This is a genomic window from Nonomuraea sp. NPDC004354 (genome assembly GCF_053602555.1).
Map to the genome: position 1 here is coordinate 44,729 of NZ_JBSGDV010000025.1, position 14,134 is coordinate 58,862.

Annotated in this window: 14 protein-coding genes; 6 read left to right on the plus strand and 8 right to left on the minus strand. The window is 66.1% G+C overall.

The genetic code is table 11. The annotated features are described in order from the left end of the window. Nucleotides 1-34: 34 nt before the first annotated feature. The 3 genes from ACWENQ_RS40915 to ACWENQ_RS40925 are packed head-to-tail and all read right to left on the minus strand — an operon-like array spanning nt 35 to nt 1,378. Nucleotides 35-253, minus strand: coding sequence for a hypothetical protein (locus ACWENQ_RS40915; RefSeq protein ID WP_449931397.1), 219 nt, complete (start codon nt 251-253; stop codon nt 35-37). Next, a complete protein-coding gene (locus tag ACWENQ_RS40920) occupies nt 253-447 on the minus strand; it encodes a hypothetical protein (protein WP_449931399.1) in 195 nt (64 codons plus the stop codon). The genes ACWENQ_RS40915 and ACWENQ_RS40920 overlap by 1 nt, the downstream gene beginning before the upstream one ends. A gap of 46 nt (nt 448-493) precedes the next feature. After that, nucleotides 494-1,378, minus strand: a complete 885-nt coding sequence (locus tag ACWENQ_RS40925; RefSeq protein ID WP_449931400.1) for a DUF3800 domain-containing protein — start codon at nt 1,376-1,378, stop codon at nt 494-496. An 895-nt stretch (nt 1,379-2,273) separates the two neighbouring features. On the opposite strand from ACWENQ_RS40925, the gene ACWENQ_RS40930 reads away from it, so the two are divergent. The 5 genes from ACWENQ_RS40930 to ACWENQ_RS40950 all read left to right on the plus strand — a co-directional run bounded on the left by ACWENQ_RS40930 (nt 2,274) and on the right by ACWENQ_RS40950 (nt 8,869). Continuing rightward, nucleotides 2,274-2,600, plus strand: coding sequence for a hypothetical protein (locus tag ACWENQ_RS40930; protein WP_452419122.1), 327 nt, complete (start codon nt 2,274-2,276; stop codon nt 2,598-2,600). A gap of 618 nt (nt 2,601-3,218) precedes the next feature. Continuing rightward, nucleotides 3,219-4,613, plus strand: a complete 1,395-nt coding sequence (locus ACWENQ_RS40935) for a dsDNA nuclease domain-containing protein (RefSeq protein WP_452419123.1) — start codon at nt 3,219-3,221, stop codon at nt 4,611-4,613. Further along, the gene (locus ACWENQ_RS40940; protein ID WP_452419124.1) at nt 4,613-5,155 is read left to right on the plus strand and encodes a hypothetical protein; all 543 of its coding nucleotides are present in this window, start codon (nt 4,613-4,615) and stop codon (nt 5,153-5,155) included. The genes ACWENQ_RS40935 and ACWENQ_RS40940 overlap by 1 nt, the downstream gene beginning before the upstream one ends. Next, nucleotides 5,156-7,090 carry a hypothetical protein gene (locus tag ACWENQ_RS40945; protein ID WP_452419126.1) on the plus strand — a complete coding sequence of 645 codons (1,935 nt, stop codon included), beginning with the start codon at nt 5,156-5,158 and terminating at the stop codon, nt 7,088-7,090. It abuts the gene before it with no gap. 831 nt (nt 7,091-7,921) lie between these two features. Beyond that, nucleotides 7,922-8,869, plus strand: a complete 948-nt coding sequence (locus tag ACWENQ_RS40950) for a hypothetical protein (protein WP_452419127.1) — start codon at nt 7,922-7,924, stop codon at nt 8,867-8,869. 53 nt (nt 8,870-8,922) lie between these two features. Here the strand turns inward: ACWENQ_RS40950 and ACWENQ_RS40955 are convergent, their stop codons facing one another. From ACWENQ_RS40955 to ACWENQ_RS40965, 3 genes are read right to left on the minus strand one after another with little or no spacing between them, the layout of a single operon-like run. Further along, nucleotides 8,923-9,315, minus strand: coding sequence for a hypothetical protein (locus ACWENQ_RS40955; protein ID WP_452419129.1), 393 nt, complete (start codon nt 9,313-9,315; stop codon nt 8,923-8,925). Further along, nucleotides 9,293-9,703 carry a hypothetical protein gene (locus ACWENQ_RS40960; protein WP_449931411.1) on the minus strand — a complete coding sequence of 137 codons (411 nt, stop codon included), beginning with the start codon at nt 9,701-9,703 and terminating at the stop codon, nt 9,293-9,295. Before ACWENQ_RS40960 ends, ACWENQ_RS40955 begins: the two co-directional genes overlap by 23 nt. Before the next feature lie 13 nt (nt 9,704-9,716). Continuing rightward, nucleotides 9,717-11,015, minus strand: a complete 1,299-nt coding sequence (locus tag ACWENQ_RS40965; RefSeq protein WP_449931413.1) for a hypothetical protein — start codon at nt 11,013-11,015, stop codon at nt 9,717-9,719. A gap of 1,038 nt (nt 11,016-12,053) precedes the next feature. Between ACWENQ_RS40965 and ACWENQ_RS40970 the strand changes: the two genes are divergently transcribed. Then, complete coding sequence (locus ACWENQ_RS40970) at nt 12,054-12,845, plus strand: DUF5677 domain-containing protein (protein WP_449931415.1); 792 nt, start codon at nt 12,054-12,056, stop codon at nt 12,843-12,845. A gap of 15 nt (nt 12,846-12,860) precedes the next feature. Here ACWENQ_RS40970 and ACWENQ_RS40975 read toward each other — a convergent pair whose 3' ends face one another. Together ACWENQ_RS40975 and ACWENQ_RS40980 are read right to left on the minus strand one after the other, a co-directional pair. Beyond that, nucleotides 12,861-13,118 (minus strand): hypothetical protein, encoded by a 258-nt coding sequence (locus ACWENQ_RS40975; protein ID WP_452419130.1) that lies wholly within the window; start codon nt 13,116-13,118, stop codon nt 12,861-12,863. Nucleotides 13,119-13,692: 574 nt separating this feature from the next. Next, on the minus strand, nt 13,693-14,121 hold the full coding sequence (locus ACWENQ_RS40980) for a DUF6010 family protein (protein ID WP_449931419.1): 429 nt from the start codon (nt 14,119-14,121) through the stop codon (nt 13,693-13,695). Between the last annotated feature and the right edge of the window lie 13 nt (nt 14,122-14,134).

The following is a 14,134-nucleotide window of genomic DNA, read 5'->3' on the forward strand; positions in this document are numbered from 1 at the left end:
GCCGCGGCTCGTCCCACCTCGCACGCTTTACGCATCACGTCGGTGACCAATGCACAACCTGCATCCAGGTCGGCGAGAGTGCGATCCGCCACCGGTCTTGCCGGTCGTAGGCGACTCCCAGCTCGTCGAACGCGGCCATGATGGTGCGGACGTTCCGATCGACCGCTAGGCGCACCAGCTCCCGGCGGGCGCACCAGGTGAGGCACGGGCACTGCATGAGGGCGGCGAAACGCTCGGCCGTGTTGCCGCCCATCAGTCGGTCACCTGCCGGAAGACGATCGTCGCCCGATAGGAGCCGTGCCTCTCCGCGTCCGGGTCCGACACCACGTGGGTACTCAGCACGTGCACGCCGGTGTGGTCCAGCGTGGGTCCGTAGAAGTTGCGGGCCTCGTCGAGCGCCAGGTACCGGCGGCGATTCCAGCCGAGCGAAGGTATGTATGTCTCCACGGCGGTGCTGTAGTCGCGGGGATGACGCGATCAAAGGCGTGAACGGTCACGAGTTGCTCCCCGTCGTGAGAGGGGACCCATTGGTGGGGCCGTCAGGGCCAGAGAGCCCGTCGTCGCGCTGGTAGGTCCGCCCAGGATCGCTGAAAGGGTTGCCGGATGGACCGATCGGATGTCCGGTGGAGCCCTTGGCGTAGTGGGTCTCTTGAAAGATCCAGTAGTGCAGATCCACCAAGTCGGGCGGCCACAGCGCCACGCCCGCGCCGCCGACGAGACCATGCGCGTTGGTGCGGGCAAGTTCCTTCAGCCACTTCGCCAGCTTCGTCCCGGCCGGCTGCCCGGCGACCGCCGCGGTGGTGGCCGCGGTGACGAGGTCTGCCAGCTGCAGGTGCGGGACGTGATGGGACGGTGCGGTCAGGATCGGCGAGACGACACGATCGGGTGTGGCGAAGCGAGTGCCTTCCCGGGTCAGGCCGAGGGTGTCGGCCAGCCATTTCACTTCGTCCTTGCGGCCGCCGCCCGGCTGGTCGGCGATGATGATGCCGACTTCGTCCCGCTCGCGCAGGTACGACGTGATCCGCTCATAGAGGTACTTGAGGATCTCGGGTTCTACGCGGGCCTTCTCCCACGGCACATGACCGCGGTCCCACACCACGACGGCCGACTTGATGCCGTTATCGATGGCGGCCTGAAGCATCCGCTGGCGCAGTTCGGTGATCAGCGGGCCGGTCGCCTTCGCCTGGAAGGTGTTCTTGGGTGGCTTCCATTTGAGTTCCTCCCCCTCGGGGATCTCGAACTCCACGCGGATGCCGTCGAGCGCGGTCGCGAATCCGGCGACTGCGGGTTCGGGGACGATCACGCCGCCGACCGAGACAAGCTCGCCCATGTGCCGGCGGCGGACCTCTTTCTGCCCGCTGTCGTCGATGTAGATCATGTACACGATGACGCTCCACGATCGTTGACGCAGTAAATGCGTACACCTCGACTCGCGGACGGAGGGTCACGTGTTGGGGGACGCTCCAGGCTGAATGAGGCGCGTGTTGATGATCGTATCGGGGGTGCCCCAGTAAATCCGACATTTACTGCGGCAAGACGCCTGTCCTTCGTCCCTAGGCGGCCACTGCGCCATCCCCGACCTGGCAGCAGCGGACCAAATTGTCGGCGGCGTCTGCGAACCTGCCAGGCATCGGCAATCCCGTGCTCCTGGAGGCACCTGTGCCAGCCTCCCTCGACCCCCACGTCGCCGAGGCCCTCATGCTAGCCAAAGGGTGGATTCCGACCGTTCCCTTTCCCGGCGCGGACAAGCCCTGGCCGGGCTACTGCGCAACGTGCGGGCAGCCGAGATCTCCGCGATACAGCAACGTGTGCTCACCAAGCTCAACGCAGGGGCCGTGCCGTTCCTGCAGTGGTTCGGAGAAGAAGACGGAGGCGGAGGCGCGTGCGGTGATGGCGCTTCGAGGCCTCGCGCCGACCGTCCCCTACGTGGACAACCGGACGCCCTGGGAGTCGGTGTGCGGGAACTGTAAGGGGACGACGTCTCCCACGTTGTCCAGCGTGAAGAAAGCGATCAAACAGGGCCAGCCGAAGTGCTGCGACCTGTGCCGGCGAAACGGGCCCATCAGGCCCGAGCAGGCGGAAGACATGCTCCGGCTGGCCGGCGGAGAACCACTTGTCCCGTTCCCTGGCGTGAAGACGCGATGGCTGTCGCGGTGCCTTAATCCGGACTGCCGCAGAGAGATCAAGCCCACTTCGACAGCATCAAGCACGCCGGAACCGGGGCCTGTGTCTATTGCGGCGATTACGGCATCAAGGCCGACGATGATGCCCTGGTGTACCTCATGCTGCACCAGCAGCTCGATGCCGCGAAGATCGGGATAGCCAAGGTCGGCAGCCGGCGGATCGAACTTCACCGAAGCACGGGGTGGACGTTGGGCACTTCGGTCTCGATGAAAGGTGCCCGGGCCAGGTTCGTCGAAGGGCAGGTCTTGAAGCTGTGGTCGTCACTTGCGCTGCCCTACGGCGTGCGCCCCGAGGACATGCCATATGCCGGATACACGGAAACGGTGAGCTTGGCGGCGAGGTCACTCCAGGAAGTGGAACGGGACCTTCAGCAAGCGCTCGTTGAAGGCCAGGCAGCGGCGGGTAGCGCATCGTGAAAGGCATGGGGCGAGCGGAGACCTCACGCGCATGCCCTTGGTGAGGCCCATCGAGGCGCAATCCGACAAACACTCCTACAATATGTGACCTTCCTGTCACCTTCCGATATGGCGGGCGTGTTGGCATCACCGTCTGCCAGGGCAGGTCGTTGAGCCCGATGCGGGGAGGCCGCCATGTCAGCGCGAGTCGATCCTGACAAGCGACGGGCCACCGTAGCCTGGTTGGAGCAACTGCGCTCGACCGGGAATGTGACGAGTGAGCATGTCCGGCTGGCCCCCATGGGCTGGGCGTCGCCGAACGCACCGTGTGGAGATGGATCAGCCCGGACAGGTGCGGTGACCACGCGGGCCATCCCGGCAGGCAGCCCCCCTATGCGAGACCGATTGCGAGGCCTACGCCTACTTCCGGGGCCGCCGTGCATCGAGCCCGTGCTGCGGCGGTAGCCGGTGACGGTCTGGCTGCGGGTGCCCCAGTGCCGGACTTCCTGCGCCAGGGCTGGGCTGAAGCGCGGCCACTGGCGCTACGCACGCTGCAGGAAGCCTTCGCCCGGGCTATTGCGCACCGCTCCGTGATCGGGTTCGCTGATCGTGAGTTTGCGCTTACCTGTTGCAAGGAAGGTGGAATGGACGCTCGTCGTGGCGGGTGACGCTGTTTCAAGAGCCGGGCGGAAGCACAGGGTCGTCGACCTGAGCGGTCAGCTCGAGCTGGACCTCTTTCGGCGGCCGGCCGAGGACGCGGGCGCGCCGACCCAGGGCAACTACCACTACCAGACCGAGATCATCGCCTCGTACTGTCTGAGCCTGCACACCGACACGTCGATCGTGAAGATCATCTGTGAGTGGCAGGAAGACTTCATTATCGTGCGGGACAGGCCGCCCCTGCTGGAGCTGGTGTCGGTCAAGCACCACGACCGGACGCTGTACACCACGATGAAGTCGCTGTGTGACCACGGCGGGATCGCGCACCTGTTCGACCGGTGGCTCGGCTACACCAGCCGGCCGGTCGTACGGCTGGCCAGCAACACGCAATTGGGCGGCAGACCGGGTGACTACACGCCGCGTGCACTGCTGGACGTGTGCCGGTCCGGTGAGCTGGACACGCCGCGGGGAACCGCGCTGATCGCGCACCTGGCATGGGCCATGATGGAAATGGCGGCGAAGTCCACCGCCCTGGACAACATCCCCAAACCCGCCGCACCAGTGCCGCCCAAACCGAAACGGCACGACCCGGCCGGTCTGCCGGCAGGGCTGTTCGAGATGCTCCTGCGGTTCGTGCGCAGCTGCCAGTTCGACTGCGAGCGGCCAGCCAAGCGTGACATCCGGGACGTCAACATCCGGCAGATTGTGGAACCAGCGGCCGGCACGCTTGGCTTCGCGCCATCGGCAGCCGCTGACGTCTACAAAGCGGTTGTCGATCTCGTCGCGGAAGCGAGCCGGGACGACAGCGGCCGGCCCGTCGACCTGGCCCAATATCTGACCAGCCCCGGCGCCTACGACCCGCGGTCGGAGATCGCGCAGACGGTCCAGCGGCGGACCGTCTCCCGTGACGCGGTCCTGGACGCGATCCGGCTCGGCACGCGGCGCGCCGTCGGCGACCCGGTGTCGCTGCTGCGGTCCGGGCAGACGCCGCCACGCGCCCCCGGCGGTCATCGCCTCATCGAAAAGATGCGCGATGCCCTGATGGGCGATGACGAACGGGACAACGCCTTAGGCCTGCGAGACCTGTGGCTGCACATCTGGCCGCAGGCGAGGACCGGGTTTCCGGAGGACATCGAGACGCAGTTCCGGTTGGAGATGGAGATCCTCGACATCGTCCGCCGGATCCGTGCCCAGCTGATCGGCAAGAGCGGTCACCACGGCATCCAGTTCCAGGCGCTGCTGCATGCTGAACTGCGCCGGGCGGAGCTCAGCAAGAAGATCAGCGTGCCACTCGACGACTTCCACATCCTCGGGTACGCCTACGAGTTGAGCGACATGTGCAAGTTCGGGTTCTCGCGACCGGGGAGCGGATGATGGCCGCTCCGCTGCCTGCTGCCGCTGTCCTGGCGATCCGCCAGGAGAGTCTCTATCACGAGGCCCGGGTCCTCATCCTCGTCTGCCAGTTCACTCAGCCGGGCGAACCATTCCGCGGCCTGACCAAATTGGCGAAGATCGATTTCCTGCTCCGGTATCCGGTCATGGCCGAACGCCTCCTGCCGGCCGGCGCCGCCGGGCCGGGGATCGCCCCGACCGACGACGAGCGACAGGCGGTGGAGAGCCGCATGATCCGCTACAAGTACGGGCCGTGGGACGACCGCTACTACCCCATCCTCGGCGCGTTGGTCGGTAAACGCCTCGCGACGTTCGCCCGGGTCGACGGCTCCACCGAGATCACCCTGACCGATGCCGGACGTGACCTCGGCACGGCCTTGGAGAGCACCAGCCCGTGGGCGGTCGTGGCCGAACGGGCCCGATTCCTCCGCTCACACTTCGACCTGCCCGGCCGGGATCTGAAAGACCTCATCTACGAACAGTTGCCGGACGTCGTCGCGCTCCCGCTCAGAAGCGAGATTTAGATGGCCACCCACCTGCGTATCCGGTCCCTGACCGTGTCGACCAACCGTGCGTCGCACACGTTCGACTTCACCTCCCCGCTGACGTTCGTCACCGGCACGACGACGATGGGCAAGTCGACGCTGCTGATGCTGATCAAGCATGCGTTCGGCGGGAACGCAGCCCTAACCCCTGCGGTGGTCCAGCACGTCACCTATGTCGATCTCGCCATCCAGGCGGGGGAGTCGTCGCTGATCCTGCGCCGCAGAATTGGCGCCGACTCCGGCGTGGTGGAGATCATCGAACCGGGCTCGCATCTGGTGCAACACACCTGGGCCGTCAGTCCCAAGCCCGCCGACGGGCCGTCCATCTCGCGGTTCCTGCTCGAGGCGTTGGGGATCCCGGTCGAACGGGTGCCGACGTCCCGGGCTGGTGTCAATTCCCGCACTGTCGCCCTGACCTTCAACGACGTCTTCCGGTACTGCTTTTTGCAGGCCAAGGAGATCGACCGGTCGGTCGTGGGGCACCTCGAAACCACGAGCATCAACCCGAAACGCATCGCCGCGTTCGAGTTGATGTTCGGCCTCATCGACCCGGAACTTGTCGAGTTGAAACGCCAGCGAGGAATCGCCCGCGACCTCGCCAAACAACTGGACAAGGACGCCGCCGCAATCGATCGGTTCATCCGCGACGCCGGCATCGCCGATGTCGACGAGCTGCGGGCCCGCCGCCTGTATCTGGTGCAGCAACTCGCGGCGGAGGAGGACAAGCTGCGAGCGACCCGTGACGAAGTCGCCGCGCTGACCAGCGCGGAAGAAGACCGCCGCGCCGAACTATCCGAGGCCCTGACCACATCGAAGAAGCGGCACGAAGAAGCCGACCTGCTCGCGGTCACCGTTCGCGGCCGCGAGGCCGCCCTCGCCCAGCTGCGCCTAGACCTGGCCAAAGCCGAACGGCGCAGTACCGCGATCGGGCTGCTCGCGCCCTTCGAATTCGTCACCTGTCCGCGCTGCATGCAGGACCTCGACGGCCGCGAGGTCGCCGAGACGGACTGCCGCCTGTGCTGCCAGCCGCTCGCCCCGGTCGACATCGAAGACGTCCACGCCTCCGACCAGAACGCCGACCGAATCCGGGCACAGATAGTCGAAACGGAAACCCTGCTCCACGCCGACGTCACCGCGCTCGAACAGGCCCGGCTGACGGCCCGCCACACGGACCTGCACCTGGACACCCTCCACCGCGAGTACGACCAGGCGACCGCCAGCGCGGCTTCCCCACGGATCGAGGCGGTCGCCCAGCTGAGCCGGCAGGCGGAATCCCTGCGCCACGGCATCGACGAGACCGGCCGGCACATGCAGATGTGGCGGCGGCTCGACCAGGTCCGCGCCGAGGCCGCTGCCCACCGTAAGAGGGACCGGCAGCTCAAGGTCGACATCACCGAACGGGAGAAGGCCCTCCGCGCCCGCGGCGCCCAGCTCGAGGACATCAGCGCGGCGTTCACCGACGAGGTCAATCTGATCGGCATCCCCACCGACGGCACCGCCCGGATCGATCCGGACACCTTCCTGCCGCTGGTGGGAGACACCGCGTTCGAAGACCTACAGGCCAGCGGAGGCGGCGCCAGCACCGCGCTCAACATCGCTTACCACCTGACCCTGCTCACCACCGCGCTCGACCATCCCGACGTCCTGCTGCCGAACCTGCTGATCATCGACTCCCCGCGTAAAGCGATCGGCACCGTCGATCGGGACCGCGAACTCGGCCGCCGTATCTACAGCCGCCTGGCCACCCTCACCGAGGCATACAAGGACCGAATCCAGCTGATCGTGGCCGACAACGACATCCCTGCCGAGCTCGTGACCACGCGCAACACGATCGTGCTCACCTCCGAGCGCTCGGCCGTTCCCGGTGTCACCAACACCGGCGTTGGCGAAGGCCAGCGAGTCGAGGACCTGTAGACGCCAGAAAACGTCAGTTCACGGCCGGACGATGGTGGAGCCTCGATCGCCGAGAACGGGGCTTCTGGCCGCCGCTGATCGCGGCCGAGCGTAGGTGAGATGACTGTTGGCAAGTGGCGGGCGGCCACCCCCAGCCACGATTGTCTGCGGCTGAGGTGCTGGCGAGCGGCGATCACCGCCCAGCACGCGGCCAGATAGTGCCACAGCGCCTGATAGCGGCGGATCTCCGGGCCGCCGCTGAGAGCATCCACCGCGACACGGGCCTGCTCAATGGCGCGCTCCCAGTCGCCCTGCCATGCCGCTTCGACGGCGGCGACCTCGGCCGGCGCGCTGGCGGCGAGCTTGTCGGTTCCGGCAGCTGGATGCGCTGCCGCTCGTCGCGGTCCTGCCTGATGTCCTCTTCGGCCTCCTGCCATGAGGAGTCCTGGCGGCGGAAGTGGCTCAGGTTCTCGCTCACGCCGTCGGAGGTGATGTTGGTGGAGTTGTTCAGGCCGAAGCGCATCTCGGCCCGCAGCTCTGGATGCACCGCCTCCTGCACCTCGCGTTGGGAGCAGAAGTTGACCAGTTCCGGTGATAGCACCATCACGGCGGCGTAGTCGCTGCCGGCGCGGGTAGCACGGCCCGATCCCTGTGTCAGCCGGGTGCGGATGCGCTCGTGGAGTGCGCCGACCGCACCCAGGCTCTCATGGATTTTACCGACCGATCATGATCGGGTTCGAGGGCTGAGCTGGCCGGTCACGTGGCGTGCATGTTCGCGACGGAAAGCCTGGTGCGCGGCTGCTGAAGACGCGGCTAGTGTGTCGTTCCCCCGCGCCGAGGAGGTTCGAGCCGATGACCACGCCCGCCCTTGATGCCCCGACCATGGAACGGTTGTCCTTCATCCGGCTGCTGCATCAGCAGGGCATCGAACAGTCGCGGGCGCCCCGGCCCTTCAGCTTCACCTGCGTGCTGACCTTCCACGACGCCATCGAGTTGTTCCTCATACTCGCCGTCGAACACCTGGGGATGAGCGTGAAGGAGAAGGCGTTCGTCCCTAAGTACTTCGACGGGTTGCACCCGAGCAACAACAACGGCCAAGGGGTCGAACTCGCCGGCAGGAACGGAGTCAAGAGGCTCACCGATCGGCGCAACGCCTTCAAGCACGCCAATACGTGGCCCGATGCTCAGGGGATCGAGCAGTCCCGCGCTGACACGGCGACCTTCTTCGAGGAGAACACTCCGAAGGTGTTCGGCATCGAGTATGCCGAGATCAACATGGCAGACCTTGTCCCTCAAGAATCGGTTCGCGACCTGGTGAAGGCAGCGGCGGCAGCCGAGTCCGCCGGCGAGCGCATCGAAGCAATGGCGTTCCTGGTGGACGCGGCGAACGCAGTGTCGCACGAACACGTCGGCGAAACCTTCGAGCCGTCACCATTCAGCTTCGGCCCCGACTTGTCCTGGCCGATGCGCGAGAACGAGATCGCCAATGTGCTCAGATCAGAGCAGGACTTCAGGGGTGATGGAAGCAAGCTGGCCAAGCAGATCACGACGTTGACCGAGATCACGCTGGCCACGCAGCGCGCTCTCCGGGTCACCACCCTCGGCATCGATTACGCCGCATTTCACAAGTTTCGGATACTCACGCCGATCGTTGACCACTCTGTCAACGGTGAGCGGTCAATCCATCACCCGTTCGACTATGCGCCCACCGCCGAGCATTACGCATACTGCCTGCATGTGGTGATCACTATGGCGCTGCGGCTGGCCGACATCCAAAGCCACCTGAGTGCGCCGTCCTGAGATGTGGGCAAGCCTTCAGTCGATGGAGCTTAAGGCAGGTCGTCCGGCGGTTCTTAAGATGGTTCCTCCTCACTCGTGAACTCGCTGCCGTCGGAGCGTCCCCTCGGTTCGTTGTGCAGGCTGGCGAAGATCTGGCCCTTGTGCTGACGCAAGACAATTCGTCCGCGGCAGCCCTGCTCGCACCAGTATCCGATCGACACCATCTCACCGCGGTTCTGTCCCGCGTGCAGGGTAGTTGCCTCGTCGCTGCCAGATGCTGTGGCCAGGTGAGGGTTGATCTCCAGCCCGGGCCCCGGCGTGTAACCGCCCTTCACCGTGCCGGCGACGTGGATGACGTCGAGGTGCAGGTAATTGAATGCGCACTGCGGGCAGGCCAGGGTGGCGCTGTCGCCCGCTGTCATGAACCCGGGGCGATTCACCTGCTCAGCTGGGATGGAGAAGGCCACGTGCGTGGAGTTGGCGGATCGCTTCGGCCCGCCGTTGCTTGGACTGTTCCTGCCAGGTCCTGTAGATCTTGGCCGCGTACGACCGCGACGGTGCCCGACCGAACAATGCGATCATGCGCTCGCAGGCGGCGGGTACCGAGCCGCCCACCGAAGTGAGCGCGACCTTGAAGGCCGGGCCTAGGTCGCCGTGCCGCAAACCCTGTCGGGCGAGGGCAGCGGTGTAGACCGCGACCTTCGACCAGTCGATCACCCTCACAAGGCCCGCCCGTTCCAGGACATCGGTCATGGCATCGCCAGTCAGGCGGCTACGGACGGCGATGACCTCCTCGAAGGAGAACGGCCGATCCTCGCCGCCGGTGAGCTGAAGGTGCTCATGCAGACTCGGCATGTATCGGTCTCGGTCACCTCGCAGACGCTCCACCGCTCATCTCCTCCTTCTCTTTCTGGTCGTTGATCCAGTCAGCGAACCGGTCAGGCCACAGGATTGCGATGCCGTGGTCATGACATGTCCGGACGAGGTTGCCGTCGGCTGGTTCACGTTCGCAGGCGATGACGGGATGGACTCGCCGCCCTGGAGTGGCGAGTCCCGTCGCGTAGTGAAGCACCTGGCCGATGGCCAGTCGCACCTGCTGGATCTCGTTGGCGTCGGTAAGGCTCTTGACTTCGGTGACGTAGAGGTCGTTGGCGCCCAAGAGCCAGCCGAGGTCGTACTGATTCTCGTGCGGGGCGGGGCGCAGTGGGGTCAGACCGGCCGCCAGCAATGCCTCGGCGAGCTGGTTCTGGACGCGGTTGTGGGCGCGCAGTCCCCGTCCGGACAGATCAGGATCGCGCCCGCTTCCTTCCCAGGTGGTTGCTGCGAGTTCGGCGTGCTCGTCGACCGGTTCGTAGACTCGCCCCACGCGAGCGTCGTCAGCGGCGGGGTGGACACGGTAGCTGGAATGAACTTCGCCCTGCTCTGCCTTGCCGCGCTGGTGCTCGTTCCACCAGTACTGGCCTGACAGCTTGCCGAACAGGGGCGCCTCGTGCCGATAGGTCTTGAAGTGGCCACGGCAGATGTGAAGTGCGGTGCCCAATCCGTCGGTGCTGGCCTTCCCGTCGCGCTCCAGCGCCCGGGTCACCGGATGGATGTCCAAGACGGAGTACCGGGTCAGGGAGACACCTCGACGCCTGAGATGCGCTCGCGACTGTTTCTCGGCCGGGACCTGCAGTTCGACGTCGACGTTCTTGCTATGCATCAGCCCGAACGTCATGGCCAGGGTGGCTGGGGCGATGCCGTAACGCATGAACAGAGACTCGCAGAGGTTTTCGACGATTCCCGGGTGATCGGGATCCATGGGATAGGACATCCTGGTGTACGGGCCGGGGGCGGGCAGTCCAGCCTCTGGGATATAACGGCCATCTTCTTCCAGAAGCCACGTCATCAGGGCAAGGACGAAAGGCTTTCCCTTGTCCCATTCAATGAACAGCGTCGCATCCATCACCCAGCCGCCCTCGGCACGAGGCTGGCGGTACACCCCCCAGCCGAAGGAGTGATAGCCCATCCAGTTGTCGATGCCCTGCGCCTCCACGAACGTGAACTCGTGCGGCGGCACGACCTTCACCGTCGACAGCATCGTGTAGAGGTCGTGAGGGGAGGAGTAGGTCTCAGTGAGGTAGCGGGCGACGTTCTCAGCCGCGATAACCTTGGCCTTGCCGACCATGTCCGTACGGAGACCCTTGCCGGTTTTTGGCCGGATGCTGCGAGCAGTACGCTCACCCCCGGGCCTGCCTAGAAGATCATGGAAGGGCTCAAGGCCCCCTTCCCCACCGAGAATTCGGCTCGTTGCCATCGCTAGGTCGTAATAGCTGGGCGCCGATGCGCTTGCCGCCATGATCCGATCACGTAGCCGAGTCACTGATCCCTACCTTCGTCCAGACGGCCAAGGGGACACCTCAGCATGTCGTCGGGCTACGACACTTCTTCTTAGCCAGCTCACAGGAGCCCTCTGGCCTCGCGCATCGTCCATCGACCCGATGGTCCTGCAGAGACGGCTGTTGTTGTGTGTGAACGGACTGGGACGTATGTCGGGATCAAACGGGTCGCCTGGTAATCGGCCCGCAGCACTTCGGCCTGTCGCACCCACAGGTCCTGCGGCGCTGACGGATCAGCTGGCAGCGCGGAAAACAGCGCTTCTGGGGAAGCCACCGCTGGAGGGGAGGGCTTGCGCCTGTTGAACGCCACGCGCGAAGCCAACCATCAGCCAGCCAGGGGCCGCGCGTCATCACTGGCTCCATCAGCGGGCAGTTCTGGCGCACCGTGGCGACCACACTTGTGATCGGCAGGGATTCCAACTGTTTCGACTGCGCAGCATCTCCCATCGGTGACCCATGGCCTGGCGCAGGCCGAGTGGGAGCAGGCTGCCGAGGCCTCCACCGCGCAGCTCCGACGCGCCCAGGTTCCTGGTGCCCGTCGACGGGTTGCCCACGGCGCCAGCCGGGCCGTACGACAACACGGGCGAGATCGCCCGGCGTACTCTCGCGGCGCTGGTCCCTGTGGTCGATGGGTGGGTCGCGCTGATCATCGGTCAGATCGAGGCGCGGTAGCTCTTGCCCGGCTCGGGCACCTGAGCGCGGCTGTAGGCGGGGGCGGCGATCCGGCGTTACAAACGAGAGGGCCGCTGCCTCTAGCGTTGATCGTGAGGCCCGCCCACCCCCGGAGCCTCCGGCCGTACGCCGCCGCCCCAAAGTAGAGGTCCTACTTGACCTACAAGTTCTCCAACAGCCGCGCCACGCTGAAGCGCGCCGAGTACTTCGCCGCCGAGCTGATGAAGGCGTCCGACGCGCTCATCGACGCAGGCAACGTCTCCGTCTTGTACGACCACCGGCCCGTGTTTCCGACCATGTACGGCTGGTGGCGGCTGGTGAACCGCAGCGTCGCCAACTTCTGGGACGGGATCAGCCGCGGCTACACCGTCGAACTCGCCCCGACCGTTCGAAACATTTTCGATCACACTCTGGCCATGGTGTGGCTGGCCGACGCTGGCGAGGAGGGACTGAGGGCCCTGGAGTTGGCCGCGCACCGGTCCCACCTCAATCTGGTCAAGCACGCCCAGACCGCCAACTGGGCGGTCCCTCCTGGTACCGATCAGAAGCCCTCTCCAGTGCCGGAAACCGACCCTGACGCGCAGAAGATCGGGCGTATGGCCCACGAGTTCGACAACTTCCTCGAGCGGACCAAGGCGTTTGATCAGCCCGACATGTACGTCGTGTTCAAGTACCTGTCGGGGTACTCGCACGCCAACCTCAACTCGGCTGATTCCTACACCAGGTTCAACGAGGAGAGCGGGAAGTTCCTCCTCACGCGGAATGCCAACGGAAAGGGATCGGCAGACGAGATCTGGACGGCCGTGATGCTGATCCAGGCAGGCCACGCGATCAGCCGCATGATCGAGGGCGATCCGTTGCGGAAGCTGCTGAACAAAGCGGCCAACGACCTGGGCATCGGCAAGCCCGAGGCGGTATACCCTGTCCGTCCGCCGGCCGCACGGTAGCGGCAGGCAAGGCGATCAGTTCTCGAACCGCGAGAATCCAGATCCGGCGCGCTGGGTCGAGCTGGATAACGAGCGAGGACACCACTTCCTTGGTTCGAGCCCGCCGGCCACCAGCTCGGCCAGTTTCGCGCCGTACCGCATCAACCGTGCCGCCTCGGGTTCCAGCGGCGGCTCCGTCTGGCCGCTGGGCTTGGCGCTCTTGGTGCGCCGCCGGTTCTTCGCCTTTCCCGCCGGCGGCCTGGCCGCATGGGTGGGCTTCGGCCAGGCTCGCATCGACTTCCTGCACTCCGATCGCCGGCGGCGGCTCAGGCGCCCACGGCCACACCGTCCCCTCGACGGGGCTCAGCTCTCGCACAGCCTGGCCCGTGTCGGTGCCGGCCACCACGGCGTCGACCGCCGCCGCGGCGGCGGCCACGTAGCGGACCGACACACGCCCGCCGGTACAGCTCGGTCAGCTCGGCCGCCTGATCCTCGAGCACCGACCGTTAACGTGACGCGGCCCGCGCTACCGCGGCGTCGTAGGCGGCCGCGGCCTTGTTCCTGTGGGCGACCAGTGGGCTACCCCAGACGTCCGGCCTCGGCGAAGGTTTCGCGCAATGGGCCAGCAGCGGCCGGGTCGCCTCGCGTAGCTCCTTCAGCGCCTGGTCGACCTCATCCGGCCACACCTCGCTGCCGTCCGGGCGGGGCGTGTCCACCCCGGGGTAGAGCCACGCGTACGCCGACGACGAAATCCGGCATCAGCCTCTCGCCGCCCCTTTCATCATCACGTGTGGCAACTGTAATCGGCCTTGGCGTGTGACGGACGGGGCGGATAGTCGCCTGCCATGACCGTGCGGAACTACGTGGGTCACTCACTGGCAGGGCTGATCGGCGTCGCGGACCTGCGGACCAGGCGGGCACGTACCCAGTCGAAGATCGGCGGCCCGCCCGCGAAGCACCACAGCGCGATCACCGGGTCGCAGACGGCGCACCCGAAGGAGGAGTGCTCGGCGAAGGGCAGGATCGGGCTCCCCTTGAGGTGGTGCACGACGTCCCAAGCGGTGTGGAGCAGCCAGCCGATGCCGATCCAGGTCCAGCTGCCGAGCCCCCGGTAGGCGACATAGGTCATCACCACCGGCAGGAGGAACTCCCCGTAGCCGAGGCCGCCGCCGCTGAGGTAGGCGGCGCCCGCACCGGCGACCAGCACGGCGTTGACCTGGCGTCGATGCGGCTCGGGGATCAGAGAGATGAGGGTGACGCAGATCAGCCCGATGATGATCGGCATGACGATGGACATGGGTGTGGTGGTC